Source organism: Actinotalea ferrariae, assembly GCF_019733465.1.
Lineage (GTDB): Bacteria > Actinomycetota > Actinomycetes > Actinomycetales > Cellulomonadaceae > Actinotalea > Actinotalea ferrariae_A.
In genome coordinates this window covers 1-26,588 of the sequence record NZ_JACVQL010000120.1, presented here as the reverse complement: position 1 = coordinate 26,588, position 26,588 = coordinate 1, and the positions used below count along the sequence as shown (strand labels likewise).

The 26,588-nt window shown below is 75.7% G+C and carries 14 protein-coding genes and 1 pseudogene; 5 read left to right on the top strand and 10 right to left on the bottom strand.

The genetic code is table 11. The features are described from left to right. Nucleotides 1–2,441 (bottom strand): CHAT domain-containing protein (locus ICW40_RS10695; protein ID WP_221653812.1); only part of this gene is annotated, 2,441 nt, incomplete at its 3' end. A gap of 12 nt (nt 2,442–2,453) precedes the next feature. Continuing rightward, nucleotides 2,454–6,011, bottom strand: coding sequence for a caspase family protein (locus ICW40_RS10690; RefSeq protein ID WP_221653811.1), 3,558 nt, complete (start codon nt 6,009–6,011; stop codon nt 2,454–2,456). Between the two features lie 198 nt (nt 6,012–6,209). On the opposite strand from ICW40_RS10690, the gene ICW40_RS10685 reads away from it, so the two are divergent. The 4 genes from ICW40_RS10685 to ICW40_RS10670 all read left to right on the top strand — a co-directional run bounded on the left by ICW40_RS10685 (nt 6,210) and on the right by ICW40_RS10670 (nt 9,361). Next, nucleotides 6,210–6,734, top strand: coding sequence for a toxin-antitoxin system HicB family antitoxin (locus tag ICW40_RS10685; RefSeq protein ID WP_221653810.1), 525 nt, complete (start codon nt 6,210–6,212; stop codon nt 6,732–6,734). A 12-nt stretch (nt 6,735–6,746) separates the two neighbouring features. Further along, nucleotides 6,747–7,586, top strand: coding sequence for a DUF4097 family beta strand repeat-containing protein (locus ICW40_RS10680; protein WP_221653809.1), 840 nt, complete (start codon nt 6,747–6,749; stop codon nt 7,584–7,586). Between the two features lie 150 nt (nt 7,587–7,736). Then, entirely contained in the window at nt 7,737–8,540 is an 804-nt protein-coding gene (locus tag ICW40_RS10675; protein WP_221653808.1) for an ABC transporter ATP-binding protein, read from the top strand. Next, nucleotides 8,537–9,361: an ABC transporter permease gene (locus ICW40_RS10670; protein ID WP_221653807.1), complete on the top strand. Its 825-nt coding sequence runs from the start codon at nt 8,537–8,539 to the stop codon at nt 9,359–9,361. Before ICW40_RS10675 ends, ICW40_RS10670 begins: the two co-directional genes overlap by 4 nt. A gap of 67 nt (nt 9,362–9,428) precedes the next feature. On the opposite strand, the gene ICW40_RS10665 is transcribed toward ICW40_RS10670, so the two are convergent. The 4 genes and pseudogenes from ICW40_RS10665 to ICW40_RS10655 form a co-directional block, all read right to left on the bottom strand. Continuing rightward, complete coding sequence (locus tag ICW40_RS10665) at nt 9,429–10,892, bottom strand: peptidoglycan-binding domain-containing protein (protein ID WP_221653806.1); 1,464 nt, start codon at nt 10,890–10,892, stop codon at nt 9,429–9,431. 180 nt (nt 10,893–11,072) lie between these two features. Continuing rightward, entirely contained in the window at nt 11,073–11,249 is a 177-nt protein-coding gene (locus tag ICW40_RS20960; RefSeq protein ID WP_308121741.1) for an alpha/beta fold hydrolase, read from the bottom strand. A 317-nt stretch (nt 11,250–11,566) separates the two neighbouring features. Then, nucleotides 11,567–11,833 (bottom strand): annotated as a pseudogene (locus tag ICW40_RS20955) (alpha/beta fold hydrolase); the annotation flags it as partial. 403 nt (nt 11,834–12,236) lie between these two features. Beyond that, nucleotides 12,237–12,791 (bottom strand): DoxX family protein, encoded by a 555-nt coding sequence (locus ICW40_RS10655; RefSeq protein WP_260459076.1) that lies wholly within the window; start codon nt 12,789–12,791, stop codon nt 12,237–12,239. Between the two features lie 370 nt (nt 12,792–13,161). Between ICW40_RS10655 and nhaA the strand changes: the two genes are divergently transcribed. Further along, nucleotides 13,162–15,048, top strand: a complete 1,887-nt coding sequence (gene nhaA, locus ICW40_RS10650) for a Na+/H+ antiporter NhaA (RefSeq protein ID WP_221653804.1) — start codon at nt 13,162–13,164, stop codon at nt 15,046–15,048. Between the two features lie 99 nt (nt 15,049–15,147). Here the strand turns inward: nhaA and ICW40_RS10645 are convergent, their stop codons facing one another. From ICW40_RS10645 to ICW40_RS10630, 4 genes are all read right to left on the bottom strand, one after another. Then, entirely contained in the window at nt 15,148–18,654 is a 3,507-nt protein-coding gene (locus tag ICW40_RS10645) for an IPT/TIG domain-containing protein (RefSeq protein WP_221653803.1), read from the bottom strand. 108 nt (nt 18,655–18,762) lie between these two features. Next, nucleotides 18,763–21,402 carry an ATP-binding protein gene (locus ICW40_RS10640; RefSeq protein WP_221653802.1) on the bottom strand — a complete coding sequence of 880 codons (2,640 nt, stop codon included), beginning with the start codon at nt 21,400–21,402 and terminating at the stop codon, nt 18,763–18,765. Between the two features lie 179 nt (nt 21,403–21,581). After that, a complete protein-coding gene (locus tag ICW40_RS10635; RefSeq protein ID WP_308121740.1) occupies nt 21,582–22,412 on the bottom strand; it encodes an SDR family NAD(P)-dependent oxidoreductase in 831 nt (276 codons plus the stop codon). A gap of 45 nt (nt 22,413–22,457) precedes the next feature. Next, nucleotides 22,458–26,588: S8 family serine peptidase (locus ICW40_RS10630; RefSeq protein ID WP_221653800.1), on the bottom strand; the 4,131-nt coding region annotated here is incomplete at its 5' end.

Below are 26,588 nucleotides of genomic sequence, written 5' to 3'. Positions count from 1 at the left end.
GCGCGCAGCTGCGCGAGGTGCCAGGGCGCGTGGACCAGCGGGTAGGCGCCGCCGACGACGTCGGGACGCGCGAGGGCCGCGTCGTCCAGCGCGGCCGCGGCCTCGACGACGCGACGGTGCGCCGCCCGGACGTCGACGAGGAGGCCGTTCGGGCGCCCGGACGCGAGCGCCGGCCGGCGCAGCATCGCGCCGAGCGCCGGGTGCGTCAGCCGGCAGCCCTCGGCGTCGCACACGACGAGCTGCTGGAGCTGGTCGAGGACCACGCTGAGGCGCGGCACGCTCCAGTCGAGCCACGTCAGCAGGGCGTCGCGCGCGACCGGCGCGCGCGCGACGGCGAGCACGCCGAGGAGCGGCTCGACGGTCGCCTCCCACTGCTCGCTCCACGTCTCGCCGTGCACGCGCTCGAGCACGCGGCGCACGTGCTGGTCGTAGGACTCGTCGAGGTCGCCGGGGAGCTCGAGCTCGGCCGGGGTCGTCCCCGGCTCGGCGCGCAGCAGCTCGACGGCGTGGTGGGCGACGAGGAAGTTGCCCGCCGCCGTGCGCGTGACCTGGTCGACCACGTCCGGCGCGACGCCGTGCCCGGCGAGCCGGCCGGTCACGAAGGCCCGGACGTCCTCGTCCACCTGCGCGCGGTGCTCGGCGCGCGAGAGGTCGAGCCGGCGGACGTCGCGCACCGCGTGGAACGGGCGGACGAGCGCGCCGTCGTCGGGCCCCGCGAGCAGCATGCGCACGGGCGCCGTGACCCCGGGCACCGTGAGCTCCGCGAGCGCCGCAAGCAGCGCGAGCGTCGTCGGCTCGGGACCGGCGCCCGCCTCGTCGAGCCCGTCCACCAGCAGCAGGACCGGTCCGGTGCCCGGCTCGGCGAGGGCGGCGGCGAGCGGCTGGGCGAGCAGCACCTGGTAGAGCTCGCGCACCGAGAGGTGGCTGAGGCTCGCGTCCGCGGGGTCGGGGCCCGCGGGCCAGCGCCGCACCGTGGCGGCCAGCTGCTCGGCGAGGTCGCGCACGAACGACCGCGGGTCCATCGACCCGCCCGCGAGCGCCGCCGTGCTCATGAGGACGGCGTCCCACCCCTCGCGGACCGCGGCGAGCCCGCTCCGGACGCCCTCCGGGAGGTCCGCGTCGACGGGCTGCTCGGGGTCCTGGCCCGCGAGCCAGGCCGCGAGCACGGACTTGCCCGTGCCGTGCGCGCCGGTGAGCAGCAGCAGGCGCGAGTCCGACGCGAGCCAGTCGGCCACCTCGTCGACCACCCAGCCACGCGGCTGGAGCACGGCCGGCACGACGCCGTGCGGCACGCGGTCCCGTGGGCGCAGCGCGCGAGGGGCCGCAGGCGCGGCGTCGGCGTCGGTGTCCGGCTCGGGCGTCGGGGGCTCGAAGAGCCGCGCACCGGTCCGCGTGACGAGCACCGGGGTCACCCACTCGGGTCCGCGCAGCAGGCGGCGCCGGCCGCGGGCCACCGCCTGGTCGACGAGGTCGCCGCGGGCCAGCCCCTCGTAGAGGCCGGCGGCGAACTCGATCGCGCCCCGGTCCGTGATCGGGAACTGCATCGCGACGGCCGCCGCGACGCCGCTGCGCACGAGGGCCTGCGCGACGCCGGCCTGGGGCCGGTGCAGGGGCAGGGCCGCCGTGCTGCAGCCGTTGAGCACCGCGAGGCGCAGGGTCGGCGAGCCCGCGACGAGCCGGCCCAGCACGGCGGCGTCCACCTCGTCGGGCGAGCCGTCCGGGTGCTCGAGCACCATGACGCCGCCCTCGTCGCGGACCTCGCCGTGCCCGATGACGTGCAGGACGTGCCACTCCTGCTCGAGCGCCGCACCCAGCGCCGGCAGCGTCGGCTGCTCGAGCCGGTGCAGGTCGACGTCGTCGGAGAGCGGGGCGAGCGCCTGCACGAGGCCCGCGTGCTCGCGGTCGACGTCGAGCCGGGTCAGGCCGTCCGGGGTGGCCGCGACGACGAGCACGCGCAGCCGGTCGCCCCGCTGCACGCGCGGCGGCGGGCGGTCGAGGTCGGCGTACCGGACGACGAACTCGTCGGCGGTGTGCACGAGGTACCGGCTGCCGTCCAGGAGCAGCTCCCACGGCAGGCGCGCGACCGACGGCGCGTCGTCGAGCATGAGCCGCAGCCGCAGGAGGGCGCCGGCGTCACGCGCCTCGTCCTGCGCGCGCGTGAGCACGCGCACGGCGTCGCGGTCGAAGAGTCCCTCGAAGAGGGCGCGTCCGATGGCGTCGGCCTGGTCCTGCACGTCGAGCACCTGCGCCCCGGCCGGCCGGATGTGCCGACCCTGCGCGCTGCGGAGCCCGTCCGCGAACGCCTCGAGCACCTCGGCGGTCACCGGCGGGACGAACGCGCCGCTCGTCCCCGAGTCGATCGCGTCGCACCGCACGACCGCGCGGAAGCCCTCACCGTCGGGGACGACCCGCACGTCGAGGTCGATCACCTGCGCGTCCATGGGCGGTGCGGCTCAGCCGCCCGTGCTCGCGCCGTCCGTGGTCCCCTCCCCCGCGACGGCCACCGCGGGACCCCACGGCGCGAGCGCCTCGGCCAGGCGGGTGAGCGCCTCCGGGTTCTGGAAGTAGGACATGTGGTCGCTGGGCACCTCGTGCACGGCCGGCGCCGGCGAGCGGTCCGTCGGGAGCGCCTTGCCGCTCGGCACGCTCACGGCGATGTCGTTGGCGAGCCCCGCGAAGACCTGGTCGATCAGCGCGTCCACGAGGGCGAGGGGGTGCACCCGGGCGAGCAGCTGCCGGAGCCAGCCGCCGTCGGGCGGGACGGGGGCGCTGACCGAGCGGGTGCCCACCAGCACGGTGTACGGGACCCCCGGGTCCGGCGCGCCGGCGAGCAGCGACACCAGGCCGGAGCCGGGCTCCATCTCGTCCAGCGCGACGTCGACCTTCTCGAGCGCCCCCATGAGCGTCGAGAGCACGGCTACCGGCCACGCGACCGAGGTGAGCCCGTTGAGGCCGAGCGTGAGCGCGGCGGTCGCGTACTTCTGGACCGTCGGCCACGGCGACCCGCCGTTGGGCGTCCCGAGCGTCACGAGCCGGTCCACGACCGTCGCGCCGCCGCCGAGCTCGATGAAGTGCCGCGAGACGAGGCCGCCCATCGAGTGCGCGACGACGTCGAGCCGCTGCAGGCCCGCCCCGTCGAGCCCGACGCCGGCGAGGGCGGTGCCGAGGCTCCGCGCGTTCTCGCCGATCGGGGTGTGGATGTTCTCGTAGTCGAACGTGAGGACGACGTCGTACCGGCCCGCGAGCAGCGGCGGCGGCGGGTCGAGCGAGGTGTGCCCCGAGCTGAGCGCCATGCCCGCGGTGTCGCCGATGATGCCGTGCACGTAGAGCAGGACGGCCTGCGCGCGCCCGACGGCGGCCGTGATCGCCGCGCGGTCGCCGTCGTACCGGAGCGCGCCGTCCTCGACCACCGCGCGGCGCAGGAGCGGGTAGGTGTACGGGAGGCCGATGCGCTTCCCGACGAGCTTGCGGAAGAGGATCTTGATCGACCCGACGAGGTCCCGCTCGGTGACGACCGGCCGCGGGAGGCGCTCGATCACCACCTCCGTGCCGGCGTCGTCGCGGCGCACGGCGCCGAGCGGCACGTAGTACTCGCCGTCCCACGCGAACGGCAGCAGGTGCTCGTCGGCGCCGAGGTCCGCGTCGAGGCGCAGCCGCAGCGGCTCGCCCTCGGTCACCCGGGCGGCGTCCTCGGCGGACACCCCCGTCAGTGCCAGCGTGTCGAGGGCGTCGGTGTCCCCGCGCGTGGCCGTCAGGGGGAAGGGCTGGCTCTCGTCGGGGGCGTCGCGCAGCACCGCGGGCAGCGCGGGTGCGCCGACGTCGCGCGTCGCCAGGACGCTCGACTCGAGCGACGCCGCGCCTCGCAGCGCCGGGTGCGGCAGGAGCGCGACGCCCGCCCCCAGCTCGCTCGCCGCGTCGCGGCCGATCGGCACGCCCGCCGGCGGTCGCTCGACCCGGAGCAGCACGTCCACCGTCGTCCAGTCCGACCGCCGCTCGTCCGCCTTGGGCCGCGGCCGGATCTGCCGCGTGCCGGAGCGCTGGAGCAGGCGGTCGAGCGTCGAGGTGGGCTCCCCGACGTCGCGCACCACCGGGAGGGCCTCGCGGCGCCCGACGTCGAGGTCCGGGAGCGTGAGGCTCCGCGGGTCGAACTCGTCGGTGCTCACGACGACCTTGATGAGGTCGTCGAGCTCGTGCACGCCCCGCTCCCAGAGGTGGTCCGGGACCTCGCCGACCAGGTCGAGGCGCTCCACGGCGCCCGGCGCCAGCTCGACGGCGCCGGCCGGCATGGCGTCGGCCGAGATGCCGTACGTGCCGGGGAGGTCCACGACCGCGCACCACAGCGGGCGGCTGCTCGTGTTCTCGAGGGTGAGCGTGAGGGGCGGCGGGTGCTCGGTGCCGTCGGCGTCGCGCGCGTACCGCGCGAGCAGCACGCCGTCGGGCGACGCGTGGAGCGCATCCCCCGTCCCCTGGCCGGCCGGGAGCGAGCCGACGTCGAGCGCGAGCCGGACGCGGACCGCGCCCGTGAGCGCCGTGGCCGGGTTCCTCAGGCCCGCGACACGCGTCCACCGCGCGAGGTGCTCGAGCACGAGCGCCGTGCGTCCAGCCGCGTCCGCTCCCGAGCCGTCGACGGGCGCGACGAGGGCGCGGGCCGAGCCCGGTCGGCCGACGCGGTAGCCCGACGGCGTGGCCTCGACCGACAGCTCGGCGTCGGGGTGGGTGGTCTCGCGCACGAGCGAGGCACGATCGGACCCCGGCTCCCCCGGCAGCACGGCGCGGAGGGCGTCGACAGCCGCGGCGTCTCCGCTGAGGACCACGCGGACCGGCGGCAGGGGCAGCGCCGTGACCACGGCGCGGTAGGTCCGCGCACGGTCGAGCGCCCCCTCGGGCTCCACGCGCACCCGGGAGCGTCCGGGCTCGACCGCCGTGACCGCCACCTCGGCCAGCGGGGCTGCCGGGGAACCGGCCTGTCCCTCGTCGGCCTCGGCCTCCGCCGGGACCGCGAGATGGGTGGTCTCCTCGCCCACGGGCGCCGGGATGCCGTGCAGCGAGCCGCCGTCCAGCACCCAGCCCGCGGGGACCTCGTGGCTGAGGACGAACAACGTCGGCCGCGCGCTGACCGCGCCGCCGAGGAAGGGCAGCTCGAGGTCCTCGGCGCGGGTGGTCTCGAGCTGCGGGTTCTGCTGCCGCACCCGGCTGTGCGCCTGCGCGACGACGAAGCGGTGCAGCTCGCGGTAGGTGGGCGTGCCCGAGCCGCTGAGCGCCGTCTCGAGCGCGGCGCTCAGCACGCCCCGCGCGCGTCCGCCGATCTGCAGCTCCTTGGCCGTCTCGGTCGAGCGGCACGCGGCCAGGAGCACGTGCGGCGCGCGGGGCTGCGCCCACCCGCTCGGTCCGTCGAGCGCCCCGCCCGCGGCGCGCGCGCCCGGCGCGCCGTCGTCGGCCGGCAGGGTGCCGCCCTCGAGAACGGACACCGCCTCGAGCACCTCGCGGTAGCTCTCGAGCGAGCGCGGGCGGTCGTCCGTCGGCGCCCGGCGCTCGCGCTCGCCGTCCTCGTCGACGGCGCGGGTGCCGCTGCCCGAGTGGCAGCAGTCGAGGACCACGACCACGTGCGGGCCGGCGTCGGCGACCGCCGCGACCCACGCGCCGAGCTCCTTGTCGGCCAGGTCGTGCCCGTCGCCGACGCGGCTGTCGTGGAGCACGAGCGTCTCGTCGAGCCGGTCCCCCTCGCCGCCGAGGAGCTCGTCCGGGACGCGCTGCTGCGAGCCGTGCCCGCTGTAGCACAGCAGCGCGACGTCGCCCGGGCCTGCCTGGCCGAGGTGCTCGGTGAACGCGGTGCGCAGGCCCTCGCGGGTCGCCTCCGCGTCGAGGAGCATGCGCTCGTGGAGGCCGTCACCGACCCGCGCGCGGAGCAGGTCGCGCAGCGTCGTGACGTCGTTGACGCAGCCGCGCAGGCGCGGGACGGGCGCCGGGTAGTCGTCGATCCCCACGAGCAGGGCGTACACCTGACCGGCCATCACAGCTCCCTTGCTGTCGGACCCGCCTCGCAGCCATGAGCATCGGACGCGATCTCTGGCGCGGGTGTGAGCCATGTCACACACCGGCGAGCGTAGGACCGTTGTACATGTCCTGAACAGGGTGAAATGTCCGGCTTCGCCGACGCTTGGCACACAGTGGCACTTGCGATGGCGCCACAGTGGTGCCACAGTGGCGTCATGGACCTGACACCGTATGTCGACCAGCTGCGCCGCGACCTCGCGACGGCGGCCGAGGCGGGGGGCGACGAGGCGCGAGCGCTCGCCGAGCGCCTCGGGGCACCGCTCGAGTCCGGCGCGCGGCTCGTCCTGCTCGCCGCGCTCTCCGCCGCCGCCGCCGACATCACGAGGGACCTGGCCCCCGGGTCGGTCGAGCTGCGGCTGCGCGGCGTCGACCCCGAGTTCGTCGTGACCCCCGCCCCGGCCGAGCACAGCTTCGCCGACGACGCCCCGGCCACGTCCGCCGCAGCCCCGGTACCGCCCGCCCCCGGGCAGTCCGAGGACGACGTGACCTCGCGCATCAACCTGCGCCTCCCCGAGTCGCTCAAGACGCGCGTCGAGGAGGCCGCCGCGGCCGACGGTCTCTCGGTCAACGCCTGGCTCGTCCGGGCCACGTCCGCCGCGCTCACGCGCGACACGACCGGGCAGCGCTCGGCGCACCGCACTGCCTCGGGCGGGCAGCGGTACACCGGCTGGGTCCGCTGAGAGGAGGCCGACATGCCCACGTTCACCACTCCCGGACCCCTGTCGATCCAGGTCGAGATCGCCGCCGGCGCCGTGCGCGTCGAGGCGTCCGACCGCACGGACACCGTCGTCGAGGTGCTCCCGTCGGACCCGCACCGCGCCGTCGACGTGCGCGACGCCGAGCAGACCCGCGTCGAGCACACCGACGGGACGCTCGTCGTGCGGGCGCCGCAGCGCTTCTCGCTCTTCGGCAAGGGCAGCTCGGTCGACGTCGTCCTCCGCGTCCCGGCCGGCTCGACGCTGCGCGCCACCGCCGCGCTCGGGCCGCTCACGGCGACGGGCCGGCTCGGCGAGACCACGCTCAAGACCGGGATGGGCGAGCTGCGGTGCGAGCAGGTCGGCGCCGCCCGGCTCACCACCGGCATGGGCGACGTCACGGTCGATCGTGCGACGGGGCCCGCCTCCGTGGTCACCGGCTCAGGGGCGGTGCGGCTCGGCACCGTCGACGGTACGGCGGTGGTCAAGAGCTCGGACGGCTCGACCTGGCTCGGGTCCGTCGCCGGCGACGTCCACGTGCGCGCCGCGAACGGCGACGTCACGGTCGACGAGGCAGGGGGCGGCGTCGACGCCCGGTCCGCCAACGGCGACGTCAGGGTGCTGGCCGCCTCACGCGGGGCGCTGACGCTCAAGACCGCGGTGGGCGGCATCGACGTCGGGATCCGGGGCGGGACCGCGGCCTGGCTCGACGTCAGCTCGAGCTACGGCACCGTGCGCACCGCGCTCGACGCCGTCGACGACCCCGGACCCGCCGACAGCACCGTGGAGGTCCACGCCCGGACCGGCTACGGCGACATCACCATCCACCGGACCTGACGGCCCGGCGCACCCGCTCCTCCGTCCTCCCTCCCGCTCCGCACGGGACGACCTGCTCCACACCCGCTCGACCGCTCCGCGCACACGCGTCGATCCGGCGCGCCCTCTTCCCGCTCGTTCCCGCTCACCGACCCATCACGGAGGTACCCCATGCCCGGAACCAGTCCCGCGATCGAGATCCGGGGCCTGCGCAAGTCCTTCGGCGACCAGACGGTGCTCGACGGCGTCGACCTCACGGTCGCCGCCGGCACCATCACCGCCCTCCTCGGGCCCAACGGCGCCGGCAAGACCACGACCGTCGGCGTCTTGTCCACGCTGCTGCGCCCCGACGCCGGCACGGTGCGCGTCGCGGGCCACGACGTCGTCGGCGCCCCCGAGGCGGTCCGCGCGGCCATCGGCGTCACGGGCCAGATGTCCGCGGTCGACGACCTGCTCACGGGCGTCGAGAACCTGCGGCTCATGGCGTCGCTGCACCACCTGGGCAAGCGCGCCGGCCGCCAGCGCGTCGACGCGCTCCTGGAGCAGTTCGGCATCGCCGATGCGGCCCGCAAGCCCGTCGCGACCTGGTCCGGCGGGATGCGGCGCAAGCTCGACCTCGCGATGACGCTCGTCGGCTCGCCGTCGGTCGTGTTCCTCGACGAGCCGACCACGGGCCTCGACCCGCGCAGCCGCCGCACCCTGTGGGACGAGGTCACCGCGCTCGCCGCGGCCGGCACCACGATCCTGCTCACCACCCAGTACCTCGAGGAGGCGGACCGGCTCGCCCACCGCGTCGCGGTGCTCGACCGTGGCCGCATCGTGGCCGATGGCACGCCCGCCGACCTCAAGGCGACCCACGACGCCGGCACGCTCGACGACGTCTTCCTGCGGCTCACCGAGCCCTCCACCGAGGCGTCCGCCGGCGCCTCGGCGTCCGCCCAGTCCGCCACGACCACCGAGGAGGTGGCCCGATGACCGCCGCCACGATCACCCCCAGCGCCGGCGCCCGACCGCTGGCCGACACCCTGACCATGCTGCGCCGCAACCTGCTCCGCGCCGTCCGCTACCCGGGGCTGACCAGCTTCACGGTCGGCATCCCGATCGTGCTGCTGCTGCTGTTCGTCTTCGTCTTCGGCGGGGCGCTCGGCGCGGGCGTCGTGCCGGGCGTCACGCCCGGCGCGGAGGGCCGCGCCGCGTACCTCGCGTACATCACCCCGGCGATCCTGCTGTTCGCCGTCGTGGGCGCCGCGCAGAGCGTGGCCATCACGGCCGCGATGGACGCGACGAGCGGCATCATGGCCCGCTTCAGGACGATGGCCATCGCGCCGGGCTCGGTGCTCGGCGGACCCGTGCTCGGCACGGTGATCCAGGCGGTGGTCGCCGTCGTGATCGTGCTCGGGCTCTCCGTTGCGCTCGGGTACCGGCCCGGCGCGGGGCCGCTCGGCTGGCTCGCGCTGCTCGGGCTGGTCGTCGTCGTCGCCTTCGCGACCAGCTGGCTGTGCGTCGCGATGGGCCTCGCCGCCAAGTCCGTGGAGACGGCGTCGAACACGCCGATGCTCCTCACGGCGCTGCCCTTCCTCGGCAGCGGGTTCGTGCCGGTCGAGACGATGCCCGCGGCCGTGCGCTGGTTCGCCGAGTACCAGCCGTTCACGCCGATCATCGAGACCACGAGGGCCCTGCTCACGGGCACCGCGCCGGACGCGTCCACGACGGTCCTGGCGCTCGGGTGGTGCCTGCTCCTCGGGGCGGTCGGCTACGCGTGGTCGCGGGCGCTCTACCGCCGCGAGCGCGCCTGACCTCCGACGCGACGAGGCCGCCCCCACCGGTCGGTGGGGGCGGCCTCGTCGTGCAGTGCTGTCGCGGTCAGCGCGCGGTCATCGCCGCCCACGTGAGCGGGCCGACGATGCCGTCGGCGACCAGTCCGTGCGCGGCCTGCCACGACCGGACGGCGGCCTTGGTGCGCGGGCCGAACCGGCCGTCGACGTCCGCGCCGACGACCCGCTGGATGACGGCGACCGACGTGCCCCTCGCACCCTGACGGATGCCCCGGGCGACCTGCGCCGCGGGGATCGCCGAGCTCGAGGCGGCGACGGGCGAGCCGCCGTTCGCGGCGGAGACGATGGCGGCCCACGTCAGCGGCCCGACGATGCCGTCGGGCACGAGGCCGTGCGCGCGCTGGAAGGCGACGACGGCGGCGCGCGTCTGCTTGCCGAAGCGGCCGTCGGGGGTCGCGCCGACGACGCGCTGGATGATCGCGACCGACTCGCCGGACGCACCGGCGCGGATGCCGCGGGCGACGACCGAGGCCGGGATGGCCGTCGACGCGAGGACCGGCTGGGCAGCCGGGGCAGGGGCGGGCGCCGGGGCGACCGGCACGGCCGGCGTGACGGGCGCGCCCGTGCCGACGACGACCCACTCGTAGTCGAGCGCGGACCACACGACGCCGTTGTCCACGACCACGCGGATCGTGTGGCGACCGGCGGCGAGACCCGCGAGGTCGATCGTCGTGCCGCTGACGTGGACGGGGCTGGCGTGCTGCTGGCCCGGGGGGAGGTCGAGCACGTAGGAGACCTCGACGTCCGAGGTGTCCGCCGCGATCTCGAAGTGTGCCGAGGTCGACGTCGTGCTGGCCTCGGGCTTCGCCGCGAACGAGACGACGGGTGCGACGACCGCGACGGTCAGCGTGCCGACCCCGGACGTCTCGTCGATCTCGTCCCAGTTGCCCTCGGTGCGGCCGGTCGCCTGGAAGTCCAGGGTGTACGTGCCGGGCTCCCACGGCGAGAACGTCACGACGTGCGTCTCCCAGTCGTAGCTCGCGCCGAGCTCGTCGGGGCCGAACTCGAGGAGGTCGACGGAGACCTCGCCCGTGCCCGGCGTGACGAGGGTGTCGAGGTCGAACGACAGCGCGCCGCGGGTCAGCGTGACCGCCCCGTTCGCGACGCTCGGCGCGACGACGTCCACAGCGGTGTCGACGGTGAACGAGACCGACTGCGACGCCGTCTCGTCCTCCGCGTCCCGGACCGTGACGACGACCACGTAGTCGTCGTCCGGGAGGCCGTCGAGGTGGAAGGGCTGGTTCACGTCGCCCCACGGCCGGTCGTCGCCGTTGACCGAGACCATGGCGCTGACCGGCGCCTCCGCGCCGCCCGTCGCGTCGGCGATCGTCAGCTGGACCGAGTCGGTGTCGATGGTCCCGGAAGGGCCGTCGAGCGTGAACGCGGGCGGCTCTCCCGGGAGCGCGAGCGCCGGCGCCGCGCCGAGCGCGGTGACGACGACGCCCGCGGCGACGATGCGCCCCGATCGTGCGATGGACGTGCGTGCAGACATGCGGGGACGCCTTCCGTCGGTGGACCGTCCCGTGCGCAGGAAGGCCTCTGCCCCACCTATCGGCGCCGCCGAGCTGATCTTGCGCTGCCGCGACGGTCGGATCTCGCCGGCGGCGTCCGCGGCGTGCTCCGAGCACGGCCCGCGCCCGGACTTCACCCGGTGACCGGGCGGGCGGACGGGTCAGCCGGTCGGGCGGGCCAGGAAGTCGGCGACCAGGCGTACGAACGCGTCGGGGTCGTCCAGCCAGGGGTAGTGCCCCGCTCCCGGCTGGACGGCGAGCTCCCCGTGGGGCACGAGCGCGGCGAGCTCGGCCACCCGCTGCGGCGGCGTGTTGACGTCGAGCTCCCCGGCGAGCACGAGCACCGGCGCCTCGAGGCGCGCGAGGGCGGCCCTCGTGGCCTCGGGTCGAACGCCCCGGCGGCCACGGACGCCGTCGCCGCACGGGTGTTCATCTCGTCGGCCGCCCCGGCGTGGTGGGCGCGGGCAGCGTCGTCGTACCGGCCGTAGAAGAACGGGGTGACGGCCTCCTCGTCGTCCTCGGTCGCGGTGCCGGCGGCCAGCGCGTGCAGGGCCGCCGAGGCGGCCGGGAACCACGGCTCGTCGGCGCGCAGGTCGGCGACCGCACGCCGGTCCTCGTCGGGGACCGCGATGCCGACCGCCCGCAGGCTCGGCGTCACGAGGACCAGCCGCCGCACCCGCTCCGGGTGACGGGCCGCGTAGACGATCGCGAGGCTCGCGCCCGCGGAGTGGCCGAGCACGTCCATCCGGTCGAGGCCCAGGTGCTGCCTCAGCGCCTCGACGTCGGGGACGAGGCGGTCGGTCCGGTAACCGGCCGGGTCCGGCGAGGGTGCCGACGCACCCGTACCCCGGAGGTCGGGCCGCACGAGCCGACGGACCCCGGAGAGCCCGCCGAGGTCGCCGAGGTAGCGCGAGGCGCGCATGGGCCCACCGGGCAGGCACACGAGCGGCTCCCCGGTCCCGAGCTCGTGCACGGCGAGCGCGACGCCGTCGGGCGCGAGCACGCGCGTCACAGGTCCGGGCTGCGAGGTGTCGGGCATCGGCGGCTCCGCTCGTCGTCGGCGGGACCGCTCGGCCCCGGGACCGAGTGTGCCGTCCCCGCCCCAGGATGTGCGGCGCACGTGACCGATGAGGCGAGTGGTGCGCGTGCGAGGCAGCACGGGTCCCACGGGTCCCACCCGTCACGTGCGCCGCACATTCGGGGGACGCGGCGAGGAGGGAGTGGGGGCGACGAGGCAACGGGACGACGAGAGAGGCAGGTCCCGGCGGGACCTGCCTCGTGTCGTCGTGCTGTGGTGCTGCCGGCGCAGGGCGCCAGCAGGTCGATCAGCGGAGCCAGCTGTTGCCGACGATGCGGCCCCAGGTGCGGCCGACACCCCAGGTGTCACCGGAGAGCGTCACGGCGGCGATGATCAGGAGCAGCGCCTCGTGCCAGTGCGAGTCCACGACCGGGTTGTTGCCGCCGAGGACGATCGGCAGCTCGGCGAGGTACATGAAGAGCATCAGCAGGGTGCCCGAGACGGCGGCGATCTTGAGGCCGGCGCCCAGGACGAGGGCGACGCCGATGCCGAGCAGGCCGAGCATGAACAGCACGTCGCCGAACGGGTTGGCGAACATCTGGAAGAACCCGGCGAACGGGCCCTCGATGCCGCCGATGAAGCCCTGGGCCGGGGTGCCGCCGTTGATCCAGGCCCGCTCGGCCGGGGTCGCGAAGCCGAGGCCGAACACCTTGTCGATGAACGCCCAGAGGAACGTGAAGCCGATCGTGATCCGCGCCACCGCGAGCGCCTTGCGGGCCGCGGAGCTCGTGACGATCTGCTCCTGGTACTTCACACCCTCGGTCTTCACGGCCGGGACGGTGGGACGAGTCGTGGTGGTCATGGTCTTCTCCCAGGACGAGCCGGTCGCGGCGACGTCCGCCGGTTCCGGGAGCCCGGTTCCGCATCGAGCTCTGACACCACTGTCCGCCCGGGATCGGCCCGTCACATGAGCCTTTGGTCCGCGGGACCAAGGACCCGCGCGGCAGGCGTCGGTGGCGCGGGACCGTGGGACGTCGGGATCGGACGGGTGTCCGTCCAGGAGGTGCCCGGACAAGGGTCCCCGGCAGCGGCGTGCCCGCCCGGTCGCGCGGACGGGCACGCCAACCGCCGCCGGTCCGTCCGCCCGCGTCAGCCGGCCGCGCGAGCTGACCGCGTCACCCCGACCGCGTCACCCAGCCGCGTCACCCAGCCGCGTCACCTAGCCTGGCGACGTGACCTCGCAGCGGGCCGGGACGCCGGCGCAGACCCGTCGCCGCGAGCTCTCCGGCCAGCTGTCCGACCAGCTGCGCCGGTTCCTCAGCACCGAGTCCGCGAGCGCCCTGCTCCTGGTCGCCGCGTCCGTCCTCGCCCTCGTGTGGGCGAACTCGCCCTGGTCCGCGTCGTACGACGCCCTGTGGGCCACGGAGCTCGCGGTCCGGGTCGGCGACGCCGAGCTGGGGATGGACCTGGGGCACTGGATCGACGACGCCCTCATGGCCGTCTTCTTCTTCGTCATCGGCATGGAGGTCCGCCGCGACCTCGCCGTGGGCGAGCTGACCGACCGCCGTCGCGTCGTGCTGCCGGTGGTCGCGGGTGTCGGCGGGATGGCCGTCCCGACCGTGCTCTACCTGCTCGTCGCGCGGGGCGACGCGGCGGCCGGCTGGGGTGTGGTCATCGGCACCGACACGGCATTCCTCCTCGGCACCCTGGCGCTCGTCGGACCGTCCATGTCCACCCAGCTGCGCGTCTTCCTCCTCACGCTCACGGTGGTCGACGACGTCGTCGCGGTCAGCGTCATCGGCGTCGTGTACTCCGGCGCGATCCACCTGCCCGCGCTCACCGCCGCCGCGGCGGGCGTCGTCCTGCTCGTGGTCCTCGACCGGCTCGGCGTCTGGCGCGCGTGGCCGTACGTGGTCGTGACGATCGCGCTCTGGCTGGCGACGCTCGAGTCCGGTCTGCACGCGTCGATCGCCGGCATGGTCGCCGGGCTGCTCATCCCGGCCTTCGCCCCGCGCCGGGAGGCCGTCGAGGGCGCAGCGAGCCGCTTCCGCGCCTTCCGGCAGTCGCCGCTGGCCGTCGTCGGACGGTCGGCGCGCGACGCGCTCGCACGGGCCGTGCCGGTCAACGAGCGCGTGCAGCTCGTCCTGCACCCGTGGACGGGGTTCGTCGTCGTGCCGCTGTTCGCGCTGGCCAACGCGGGCGTCGACCTGCGTGGCGGCGTGCTCGGCGAGTCGCTGAGGTCGCCGGTGACGTGGGCCGTCGTGCTCGGGCTCGTCGTCGGCAAGCTGCTCGGCATCGGCGGCTTCGCGCTGCTCGGTGCGCGGCTCGGGCTCGGCCGGCTGCCGCAGGGCGTCGGCCCCGGTCAGGTGCTCGGCGGCGCCGCGCTCTCGGGCATCGGGTTCACGGTCTCGCTCCTCATCATCGGGCTCGCCTTCGAGGACGAGGACCTCGCGGACCACGCGACGGTCGGCGTCCTGCTGGCGGTCGTCCTCGCGACGGGAGTGGGCGCCCTCGTCTTCCGGCTGGCGGCGGCGCTGCACGGCGAGACGTCCGCGGGCCTGCCGACGACGCTCGCGCGGCCGGTCGACCCGACGCGCGACCGCATCCGCGGGGACGCCTCGGCACCCCTGACGCTCGTGGAGTACGCCGACTTCGAGTGCCCCTTCTGCGCCCGGTCCACGGGGGTCGGGAAGGAGGTCCGGGAGCACTTCGGCGCCGACCTGCGCTACGTCTTCCGCCACCTGCCCCTGCCCGACGTCCACCCGCACGCCGAGCTCGCCGCCGCCGCTGCCGAGGCCGCCGCGGCGCACGACAGGTTCTGGGAGATGCACGACCTGCTCTACGCCCACCACGACGAGCTCGAGCTCGAGGACCTCGCGGGCTACGCGGGGAAGCTCGGGCTCGACGTCGAGGTCTTCCTGCGCGACCTGTCCGAGGGCCGGCACGCCGCGCGGGTCCGCGAGGACGTGGCCGACGCCGAGGCGAGCGGCGCGCGCGGCACGCCGACGTTCTTCGTCGGCGACCAGCGCCACACCGGCCCGTGGGACGCTCAGACGCTGATCCGCGCGCTCGAGGCGGCGCGCCGCCCGTCCCGCCCTCGCCCGGCGGGGACCACCTGACCGACGGGCGGGCACGGCCCACCGGCCGGGTGCGAGGTGCGCACCCGACCGGTCGACGCGATCGTGCTCCCGGTCGCTGCCGGTGCATGCTGCCGGCACTCAGTCGGCCACGAGGCTGCTCGGCCCCAGGTCCCGCCAGTCCGTGACCCGGAACGCGGATCCGGCGCCGACGTCGACCTGGAAGTCGGCGGCCGAGGGCTCCGTGCCCTGGGACGCCATGAGGTGGACGTCCGCCCGGCGCGCTCCGGCCGGGCTGTCGATCGCGAACTCGGCGAGGTCCCTCGTCGCCGTGATCGACAACGGGGCGCCCGGCGCGACCGAGACGTCCCGCACGCCGACGGCGCGCGACATCGACCCGTCCGTGGCCCCCACCATCAGCGAGAACTCCTTCGCGTCGTCCTTGGTGGTCACGACGACCTGGCCGAGCTCGTGCCGGAGCGTCAGCCGGTCCACGGTGCTCCCGGTGACCGGGACGTCGACGAGGGTGACCGACCGGCCCAGGGACCCCGCCACCACGGCCACGGTGTAGGTGCCCGTCCCCGTGCCGTGGATGCTGAGGTCGAGGTCCTCCTCGAGCGGCAGCAGGTACAGGCCCGGCGCGCCCATGGCCGGGAGCGCGCCCGGGATGTCGTCCCACCGCTTGCTGCCCACGGCGCCGAACCGGCGCCCCCGCTGGTCCGCCACCACGAGCGTCGCCGGCGACATGAGGACCACGAAGTTGAGCGGCAGCGTGACGTCCGAGAGCCAGGAGTCACCCAGCGAGACGTGGCTGAGCGTCCAGCCCGACGCGCTCGAGCGGCTGTCCGTCTCGAGGTGCTCGCCAGCCGCGCCGTAGTGCTCGATGACGAACTCCGGACCGTGGCGCCCCTGCGTGACGACCACGTACGACTCGGTCCCGGAGATCTCCGACGGCGTCGCGTTGTCGTAGAGCGCGGCCCGCTGCGACCACGTCTCGCCGGCGACCGGGTACTCGACCCGGATCGGCAGCAGGCCGTGGCTCGAGTAGAGCTTCGAGACGAAGCCGTTCGTGAGGATGGTCCCCGCCGGCATGAGCTGCATGATCGGCGCGTTCCACCGCCTGGCCTCGACGGTCATCGGGATCATCGCCCGCAGGGTCGCTGCGACCTCGCTGACGCTGGTCTCCGCGCGCGCCGTCCCGCCGGCCGCCTGGGCCGCGAGCTCCACGAGCATCTCCTGGCTGAGGATGTGGCCCTGGGCGACGGTGAGCAGGTCCTCGACCTGGCTCATCGCCGTGAAGTCGTCCCACAGGTTCGGGTTGCCCGACCAGTACTCGTCCGCGGCCGTCATCGCGAACCCGCTCGAGTAGCCGGGCTGGATGCCGTTGAAGAAGTGCAGGTACCAGGCGAAGAACCCGCCGGTGAGCGTCGGCTGCAGCAGGAACTGCGTCGCCACCTCGAGCGCCCCGTACGTCTCGCGGAAGGTGTCGAGGTTCGCGACCCCCACGCTCGCGGCGTCGTTGAGGAACGACCACGCGTTGCGGGAGCCGACGAAGCCGGAGTCGACGACGTGGCGGAGCGTCAGCGGCACCGCCGCCGACGTGACGCCCACCGCGTCCCGCACCGCGATCTCGGTCTCGCCGCCCCAGTCCTCGAACGGCACCGACGGCGGCGGAGGCAGCAGGACCGTGAGGGCCTGCCCGTCACCGTCGACCGTGGTCGGCGTGAGCTCGAGCCCGCGGAACAGCACCCGCGAAGCCGAGGTGAACCCCGAGCCGACCAGCGTGACCGTCTGGCCGAGACGAGCCGGGTTCGGCGCGACCGCACCGAGCGACGGCAGGACCTCGACCGACGCGGGGTTGCTGTCGTCACCACCAGGTTCCGCGACGAGCACCTCGACCCAGCCGGTGGGCACCGGCGGGAGCGGGGCCTGCAGGATCGTGTCCGACAGGAACGTGGTCGGCGCGTCGACACCGCCGAACGACACCGTCATCTGCGGCGTGAAGTTCGCGCCACGCACGGTCATGTCGTCGCCGATCACCGCGCGGGTGGGCGTGACGGTCGTGATGCGGGGCGCCACCCACCTCGACCGGAACTCCGCCGCCGTGATCACGGCGGCGGTCAGGTGACCGGGCTGACCCGGCTCGCCGAGCCGACCGGGCTTCCCGACGAGACCGGCGCTGCCCGCCTTGCCCGCGCGCTCGGGCCGCTCCTTGCACCACGGCTTCTTCGGGTCGCCGGCCTCGCCGCCCAGGCCCGGCACGCCGCGCTGCCCGCCGACGCCTCCGTCCCCGTGCTCGCCGCCGGAGATGTCCAGGCTCAGGCCGCTGCCGAGCACGTCCTCGTGCGTCGCGTCGGACAGGTAGAGCACGACGTCGCCGCCCCGGCCGCCCTTGCCCCCGTCCCCGCCCTGCCCGGCGTTGCCGGCGTCACCACCGTCACCGCCGTGGCCGGGCTCCGACTCGCACTTCAGCCCCTTGAGCTCCGAGTCGCTGCCCTTCGCGCCGTGACCCCCGTTCCCGCCGTCGGACCCCGTCGCGCCCTGACCGCCGTCGCCGCCCGCGAGCAGGATGTCCGGCAGGAGGTTGGCGTCCAGGCACCAGATCTCCACCGTCGGGGCCGTCTCGCCGGCGAACCCGGTCGCGCCCGTGGTGCCGTCACCACCGTCGCCGCCCGACTGCGCGTAGTAGCCGGACGCCGCCGTCACCGTGGACCGCGAGTGGCTCACGCCGTGGGCGGCCGACGGTCCGCGTGCGGGCTGCTCGCGGACCGGGGCGTCCCACGTGATCGAGCAGCTGCTGCCGACCGTCATCCGCATCGCGAGGATCGTCAGGTGGCGCACCTCGCGCGCCAGGCGCAGCTCCGTCCCGTCCTGGAGCTGGAGGTGCTCGACCGGGATGATCGCCTCCCCCACGTCCAGCCCCGGCACCTGCGCCATGCGCAGCACCCGCGTGACCCGCGGCGTCGCGACCGTGGGCTGCGGGTCCACCTGGGCGCTCACCTCGCCGGACGCGCCGGTCCGGCGCAGCGCCGCCGCCCGGTCGGTCGCCCGGACCGACGGCCTGGGCCGCCGGGCGCGCGCAGCGGGCGAGCGCCGCGTGGCCAGGCCCAGGTACTCGCCGACGCCCGACCCGAGGTCGACCGGGTGCGACGTGCCGGCAACCGGACCCGTCAGGACGCCCGTCCGCAGCCCCTGGTCGACGTCGACGTCGCCGCCGAGCACGAGCGTGCCCTGGGCGTCCAGGTCGGTGATCCCGAGACCGACGAGCTTCGCCTGCAGCGCCGCCGCCCGCTCGTCGAGCTCGCTCCGGGCCTGGATGACGCTGATCGAGCCGTTCGACGCGCCGACCGCCAGGTGGTCCGCGTAGCCGGCCCGGATCTCGTGCACCCGCGCCCCCGTGATGACCAGCGGGTCGAGCCGCGCCTCGGCGGGCGCGCTCGCCGCTCCGCCGGCGCCGCCCCCGGGCACCGTGCCCGTGGTCGGTCGGTCCTTCTCCGGTCGGTCCTTGTCCGGTCGGTCCTTCCCCGGCCGGTCCTTGTTCGGACGGTCCTTGCCCGGCCGGTCCTTGTCCGGGCGATCCTTGCCCGCCGGCACCGTGCCGGGTCGTGCGCCCTGCTTCCGCGTGCGTGGTGCGTCCCCGATGCTCATCGCCGTGCCTCTCCGCTCGTCGACGGCCCGGACGGGTCGCCGTCCCGAACGTAAGGACCGCGCCGTGCGCCGTCTCAGAGCAGTGACTGCTCAGCTTGGGCGGCGGGACTACCCGACCGCGTGCGCCCGGGCGGGGCGGCGGCCCGTCACCACGAGCGCGTCCCTGCGGCTGCTCACGCCCAGCTGCTCGAGGATGGACGCCACGTGGTTGTCGACGGTGCGGCGGGACAGGAAGAGCCGACGGCCGATCTCCGGGCTGCTCAGGCCGTCGGCGACGAGGTCGAGGATCTCGCGCTGACGCGGCGTGAGCCCGGCGCCGTCGCGCTCCGCGCGCGGACGACCGGGGACCGCGCCGACGCCGTCCCGCCGGAGCCGTCGGCGGACGAGGTCGGCCGCCGCGAGGGCGCCGAGCCCGTCGAGGACCCGGACACCCTCGACGGCGCGTCCGTCGTCGGCCAGCTCGACGAGCTCGAGCGCCTGCTCGTACGGGTTGCCCACGCGCGCCCAGGCACCCGCCGCCGCCGCGGCGTCGCCCCGGATGCCCGCTGCGTACCCGTCGGGGCACCCGGGGAACGTGTGCGCCTCCTGCCCGCACCGACGGAGGTAGCGCATCGCCTCGCCGCGGGCGGCGACGAGCCGGCAGCGCTCGGCGACCGCCGCGAGGCGACGGGCCATGTCCGCGCACCGGACGGGGTCCTCCGAGAGCCACGCGTGCTCGACCGCGGCGCCGTAGGCGGCCGCCATGCGTCGCACCTGTGCCGACGCGACCGCACGCTCGCACGCCTCGTCGATCATCGCTCCGGCCGCCGGGTCCCCGCGCCGTGCGAGGAGCCGACCGAGGAAGGCGAGCGGCAGGACCCGGAGCGCCGCGGCGTCGGTGTCCTGCGACAGGAGCGCCCGCAGCATCGCCTCGGCCTCCGTCCACGCCCCGCCGCGGAGCAGGAGGTCGGCCTGGTTGGCCTGCGCGTGGAACCGGACGAAGTCGAACCCGTGGTCGCGGGCCAGGTCGTCGGCGAGGGCCAGCCACGGCCCGGCCTCGCGGTGCCGGCCCAGCCACATCAGGCACACGCCGAGCGTCGACGCCGCGCGGGCCTGGTGCTCGTGGCAGCCGAGGCGGCCGAGCTCGGTCACGCTCCCGCGCAGGACGTCCAGCCCGGCGAGGTCGCCCGCGGCGATGCGCGCCATCGCGACGCTCACCGTCGCCCGGGCGCCGACGTCGGGCGCGTCGGTCACCGCGGCGAGCCGGACGGCGCGCTCGCCGTGCGAGACGGCGCCGTCGCCGTCGCCGACGATCACGTCGAGGTTCGCCAGCAGCTCGTGGGCCGCCGCGAGCGCCGGGGTCGGCCCCACCGGCTCGAGGACCCGCTCGGCGCGGAGGGCGAGCTCCCGGGACGGCTCGGGCCGGCCGATCATCGTCTGCATGCGGGCTGCGAGGAGGAGCGCCTCCGCGAGCGCGGGCGCCGGTGGTACTCCTCCTCGCGGCCCGGCGTGGCAGGCGACGGCGGCATCGGCCTGGGCGGCCGCCTCGGTGAACTGGTTGAGCGCGTACAGGGCCTGCGCCTGGAGCCGGTGCATCTGGGCGCGGTCGCCGTCGTCGAGCAGCTCGGGTCTCGCCAGCGCGAGGCGGCTCGCGCTGACGGTCTCGCGGTGGGCCTCCCCCTGCGCGGCGCTGCGTGTCGCAGCAGGCGCCCATCGGGCGATCGCCGCCGGGTCCTGCGCCGTCGAGGCGTGGTGCAGCAGCAGGCTGGGGTCGGCACCGCGGCGCTCGAGCTCGGCCAGGACCCGCCGGCTCAGGTGCAGCCGGCGGCCGCGCGGCACCATCGACTCGACGGCGCGGCGCGCGAGCTCGTGCCGGAACGCCACCCGGGCACCGTCGACGCGGACCAGGCCCGAGCGCTCCGCCGGCTCCAGGCACGTCAGCGCCCGGTCGACGATCGCGTCGAGCAGGTCGACGTCGGCCGAGCGCGGGATCACCGAGACCAGCTCCAGGACCGACCGCGTCGCCGGGGAGAGGCGCCCGACCTGTCCGCCGACGGCGTCCCGGACCGTCGCCGGCACGTCCGCCGACGGGTGCCGGAGCACCTCCGTGATGTAGAAGGGGTTGCCGCCCAGCCCCGCGACCCGCCCGACGTCGAGGCCGCGCGCGGCCGCCATGGCCCCCACCGCCGTCGGGGACAGGACCTCGAGCTCGACGCGCACCACCTCGGGCCCGACCAGCGCGCCGAGCACGCGGCGCAGGGGGTGGTCGTCCGCGAGGTCGCCGGGACGCATCGTGACGACCAGGAGCAGTGCCAGCGGTGCGACCCGACGGCCGACGTACCGCACGACGTCGAGCGTCGCCTCGTCCGCCCAGTGCGCGTCCTCCACCACCATGACGACGGGTGGCGCGGTCCGTGCGGGCGGGTCGGGCCGGGTCTCGGCGAGGATCCGGTCCACCACGGCGTCGTGGTCGGAGAGCCCGGACGGCACGCCCGACCCACCGGCGACGGAGGCGGCGGCGAACATCTCGCGCAGCGGCCCCAGCGGCCTCGGGGTGACGAGGTCCTCGGCCGCACCCCGCAGCACCCGCACGTCGCCGGGAAGCCTCGCGAGGAAGTGCTCGACGAGGCTCGTCTTGCCGATGCCTGCCTCGCCGGACACGAGCACCACCCGACCGCGGCCGTCGCGGACGTCGTCGAGCGCGTCGGCGAGCGCGCGGAGCGCGTGCTCGCGCTCCATCAGGCCGTGGCCGTGAGGCGCATCGGGCATGGGTGATGCCTTCGTCGAGAGACGTGCCGACCGTCCGACCCGTCGACGACCCGGACGTGGGGGTCCGGAGGGCCCCTCACCTCAGGAGCGGGGTCCACCCCCCACTGTGACACCCCGCAGCCGGCGGATCACCGATCGGCGCCACCGGTCTGCGCCGGCACGCGCCCCGGCACCTCGCCTCAGGCGGGGACGCCGACCATCGCCGCGCTGCGGCGCCAGAGCTCGTCGACGAGGCCGTCGTCCGCGGCCTGGGGGTTCGGGGCGGCGAGGCGGCGCAGCTCGTAGTAGGCGCCCGGCTCCCAGGTGGTCCCGGGGGTGCCGTCGACGAACCACGTGAGGTGCGAACCGCCCTCCTCCGCCGTCGTCAGCACGAGCCGCCGCAGCGGGGTGCGGTAGATCAGCCGGAACCAGCTCGTCGAGGCCGACGCGAAGTTCGTCGCGACCGTGCCCGGGTGGAACGCGACGGCCGCGACGCCGTCGTCGTGCGCGCGCGCGTGCAGCCCGCGCGTGAAGAGGATGTTGGCCAGCTTGCTGCTCCCGTACGCCTGGTTGGGCGAGTAGCCGCGCTCGTTCTCGAGGTCGTCGAGGTCGATCCGCCCGAAGCGGTTCGCGACGCTCGACGTCGTGATGACGCTCGCGCGGCCCGCCGCACGCAGGCGGTCGCGCAGGAGGTGGGTGAGCAGGAACGGCGCGAGGTGGTTGACCTGGAAGGTCGTCTCGTGACCGTCGGCCGTCACGGTGCGCCGTCCGAAGATCCCGCCTGCGTTGTTGACGAGGACGTCGATCCGGTCGACCCGCGCCGCGAGCTCGTCGGCGAGCGCCCGGACGTCGTCGAGGCGCGCGAAGTCCGCCGTCAGGTGCTCCGCACCGATGCCGCGGGCGACCTCGGCCGTCTTCTCCGGTGAGCGACCGACGACGACGACGCGCTCGCCGCGCGCCGCGAGCTCACGCGCCGCGGCCGCACCGATGCCGTCGGACGCCCCGGTGATGACGACGGTCCTGGGATCCACCCGCCGATCCTGGTGCATCGCACGCCCCGCCGCCCGCCCGCGACGTCACCTGCGGAAGTACCCGAAGGCGTCGACGACCAGCTGCAGGTCGCTCGAGTGGGGGTAGAACGTGACGCGACCCTCGTGCCCCAGCCGGACGATCGCGTGGTTCGACTCGTCGCGTCCGGGCACCAGGTTCAGCGTGGACACGTCGGGCAGGGTGGCCGGCACCGTGGTCGGGAACGCGCGGACGTGGGTGAGCCGGCTGACCTGCGTCGCGGCCACGTTGAGCACGACCGACGCGGCGTCGGCCGGGATGCCGGCCCGACCCGTGACCGCGAGATCGGTCGTCGTCCCCGCGCGCAGCGGCCCGCGCGGCAGGCCGAGACCGGTCCGCGAGTCCGCGACGCGCTGCGGCTCGAGGGGCACGAACCCGTGGTCGCCCGTCGGGCTGTAGTAGCCCGCCAGGTCCGCGACGAGGAACAGGGCCGCGCTGTGCGAGTACAGGCGGATCCTGCCGCCGTCACCGACGCGCACCGTGACGAGGTTGGGCTGGTCGCGCCCGGCGGCGGCGTTGAGGTTCGCGATGTCGGGCGGGGTCTGGTCCTCGGAGTCGGCGGGCGTCGGGTAGACGCGGACGTGGGTGCGGCCCACGACGCCGGTCGCGGCGAGGTTGAGCACCACGGCGCTCGCGTCCGCCGGCACGCCGTTGCGGCCGGTCACCTGCACGTCGACCCAGGCACCGCCCTGCAGCCGGCCGGGATCGACCCCACCGGTCCCGTCCCGCATGTCGAGCGCGCGGACCGGGGACAGCGGCACGAACGCCGTCGCGCCGCCCGGGCTGTAGTAGCCGGCCAGGTCCGCGATCAGCTCGGCGGACATGCCCTCGGTCAGCAGGCTGACCCAGCCGTCGGGGCTCAGGGCCACGGTGACGAGGTTCGACTGGTCGACGCCGGGCACCACGTTGAGGTTCGCCACGCGTGGGGCCGAGCCGTCCGCGGTGCTGGGGTAGACGCGCACGTTGCCGACCGACGACGGCGCAGCGGCGGCGACGTTGAGCACGACGGCCGTCGCGTCGTCGGGCACGTCGTAGCTCAGGTCCACGTGGACCGGTTCCCCCGGCTGTGCGGGCGCGTCCCCCCAGCGCGTGTCCAGGACGCGCACAGGGGCGACGGGCGTGAACCGCTCGCCGTCGGCCGCGACGGTGAACCACGTGCGGAACGGCTCGGTCATGACCTCGCCGTCATCGTCGCGCAGCCCGGCGACGACGAGCTCGTAGTGCCGCCCCCGCACGAGGTCGGCCGTCGGGGTGGCCGAGAGCACGCCGTCCGCGGCGGCGTACGTGCGGTCCAGCGCGACGTCGCCCCCCGTGGTGCCGTCGACGAGACGCACGGTGCGCGCGTCGACGGAGCCGGCGACGAGGTCGTTGAGGAACGCGAGCGTGAGCGTCGGCCGGACGCCGACGCCGACCTCGTCTCGTGCCACGGAGGCGTCCCACACCCACCCGGGTGGCGGGTTCGGGACGGTGGGCTCCAGCTGCAGGCTCACGGCCAGGCCGGCGGAGGAGACGAAGAGCAGGTCGGCGTCGCCGTCGGCGTCCTGGTCCCGCACCGCGGCGCGTCCGTCGAGGCTGGTGACCCCCGAGCCGACCGGCGGACGGAAGGTCCCGTCAGACTTGCGCAGGAACGCGCGCGCGTGGGAGCGGTCGACCGTGAGCACGTCACGGAGGCCGTCGCCGTCGACGTCCGTCACCACGAGCGTCCGGGGCGCCTGGGAGGTCTCACCGAGCACGATCGGGGCGGCGAAGCCGCCGCCGGCCAGGCCGGCGGCGAGCCGGACCGACCGGCCGGCGCTGAACGCCACGTCATCGAGACCGTCACCCGTGACGTCGCCCACCGCGACCTGCTCGGGCCCTGCGAGCGCGGCGACGGGCGTGCCCGGGGCGAAGGACCCGTCGGCCTGCTGCAGGAGCGTGCCGAGGTCGCCCCCGACGACGTCCAGGTCGCCGTCGGCGTCGACGTCGACCACCGCGAGGCGGGGTGCCGACCCCGCCGTCCACGCCGGCCACTCGACGACCTCGACGACGCCCGCCGTCATCCGCACGACCCGCACGCCCGACGTCGTCGACATGAGGACCTCGTCCCGGCCGTCGACGTCGAGGTCGGTCGTCTGCCACCACGCGCCCAGGACGCCGCCCTCACGTGCGAGGACCGGGGTCAGCGTCGTGGCGCGCCCGTCCACGAGCCACAGGCGCGAGGTGCCGTCGTCGGCACCCTCCCCGGCGACGAGCTCGTGGGTGCCGTCGCCGTCGAGGTCGGCGGCGGCGAGCGCGGGTGCCAGGCCCATGGATGCGCCGAGCCGGACGCCCCGGTAGGCGCCGAACCCGGTCGCGGAGGTCGCGGGGTAGATGCCGACCGCGGGCGCGACCCCCGTCCCGCCGCCGGGGTGCGGCGCCATGACCGACCTCGCCGTCACGACGTCCTCCAGCCCGTCGCCCGTCACGTCCGCGAGGAGCGTCGGGACGCCGCCCAACCCGGTGCCGTCCGGGCTGAGCACCTGCGCGGGCCCGAAGTCGACGGGGACCTCGGGCGGTTGGATCGCCCACGCGACCGTGAACTCGTAGCGCTCGTACGGCTCGACGGCGGCCTCGCCGCGGACACCGATCCACCACGGACCGGCACCGTCGACGCGCAGGGAGTGCGGCCACCTGACCGGGCCTGCCACGACGTCGCCCGCGGCGTCGCGCGCGAACAGCGCGAGCGATGCGGTCGTCCCGGGCGCGACGCTGATGTCGTAGCTGCCCGGCGTCGGCGCGTCGTAGCGGTACCAGTCGATCCCGCCGTCCAGGTCGAGCGTGCCGCGGGCGCTTGCGCGCCGGTCCGACCCGACGGTCAGGACCGTCGCTCCGGCGGGCACGTCGTCGGTGCCGTCGTCGTCGCGGAGCCCTCGGTCGAGCGGGAGGGCGGGCACGGCACCGAGTGCGGCGGCGGCGTCGAGGATGCCGCGGCCGAAGAAGGGGTCGACGCCGCGCGGGCCCGCGTCCCGGGTGGCGGCGAGCAGCCGCTCCTCGACCTGGCTCGGCGCGAGGCCCGGCCGCTGGGCCCGCATGAGCGCGACCGCCCCGCTCACGAGCGGTGCGGCGAAGGACGTCCCGCTGTCGGAGACGTACCGGTTGGGCGCGCCGATGCCGGGACCCACGATGTCCGTGCCGGGCGCCGCGAGGGACACGGTGTCGTCCCAGCTCGAGTAGTCGGCCAGCGTCCCGTCGTCGTCCGTCGCGCTGACCGAGACGAGACCGTCGATCTCGGGCGCGTACGCGGCGGGGTACTGCGGGCCGCCGCGGCGGTCGTTGCCGGCGGCGGCGACGACCACGACGCCGGCGGCGACCGCCTCTTCGATGGCGGCACGGAGCACCGGAGACGGGTCGGCACCGCCCAGCGAGAGGTTGATGACGTCGACACCCGAGGCGACCGCCTCCGCGATGCCCACGCCCACGACCGAGTCACGCCCGCGGCCCGCGTGGTCGAGCACCTTGATGGGCAGGACCGTCGCGCCGGGCGCGGCGCCGACGTTGCCGCGCCCGTTGTTCCCGGTCGCGGCGACGACGCCGGCCACGAAAGTCCCGTGGCCGTTGTCGTCGGCCGGGTCACCGTCCAGGTTCACGAAGTCCACCCCGGGGAGCAGTCCCCCGACGAGGTCCTCGTGCGCGGCGTAGACGCCCGTGTCGAGGACGGCGACAACCGTGCCCTGGCCGATGGTCTCGTCCCACGCACGCGGGAAGCGGGTGAGGTCGAGGTAGGGCCAGGTCGTGACGAGCGCGGGGTCGTCGGGCCACACGTCTGCCGCGCGGAGGTAGTCCGGCTGCGCGACGCCGACGTCCGGGTCGGCGTCCAGCTCCGCCGCGACGGAGGTCGGGTCCTGGTCGCCGATGGCGACCACGACGAACTCCGTGCCCTCGACCTCGCTCTCGACGACGCCACCGACGCGGTCCAGCACCGCGGAGCGCTCGGCGGCGGTCGCGTTGGCGTCGAACTCCACGAGCACCGAGCCGGGGGCGGGCTCGGGTGCGGGGCCCGGTGCGGGGGATGTCGAGGTGGCGCCCGCCTCCTGCACCGTCTCGGGCGCCGAGGCCGCTGCGCCCCTGTCGGCCTCGCCCGCCTCGGGCGACGGCCGGACGGCGGCGCCGTCGGCCGGGGC

Coding starts and splice junctions, on each gene's coding strand:
- ICW40_RS10675 (WP_221653808.1), top strand. CDS start 7,737: ATGCCCGGAACCAGTCCCGCGATCGAGATCCGGGGCCTGCGCAAGTCC.
- ICW40_RS10665 (WP_221653806.1), bottom strand. CDS start 10,892: ATGTCTGCACGCACGTCCATCGCACGATCGGGGCGCATCGTCGCCGCG.
- ICW40_RS10640 (WP_221653802.1), bottom strand. CDS start 21,402: ATGCCCGATGCGCCTCACGGCCACGGCCTGATGGAGCGCGAGCACGCG.
- ICW40_RS10680 (WP_221653809.1), top strand. CDS start 6,747: ATGCCCACGTTCACCACTCCCGGACCCCTGTCGATCCAGGTCGAGATC.
- ICW40_RS10670 (WP_221653807.1), top strand. CDS start 8,537: ATGACCGCCGCCACGATCACCCCCAGCGCCGGCGCCCGACCGCTGGCC.
- ICW40_RS10645 (WP_221653803.1), bottom strand. CDS start 18,654: ATGAGCATCGGGGACGCACCACGCACGCGGAAGCAGGGCGCACGACCC.
- ICW40_RS10655 (WP_260459076.1), bottom strand. CDS start 12,791: ATGACCACCACGACTCGTCCCACCGTCCCGGCCGTGAAGACCGAGGGT.
- ICW40_RS10690 (WP_221653811.1), bottom strand. CDS start 6,011: ATGGCCGGTCAGGTGTACGCCCTGCTCGTGGGGATCGACGACTACCCG.
- ICW40_RS10685 (WP_221653810.1), top strand. CDS start 6,210: ATGGACCTGACACCGTATGTCGACCAGCTGCGCCGCGACCTCGCGACG.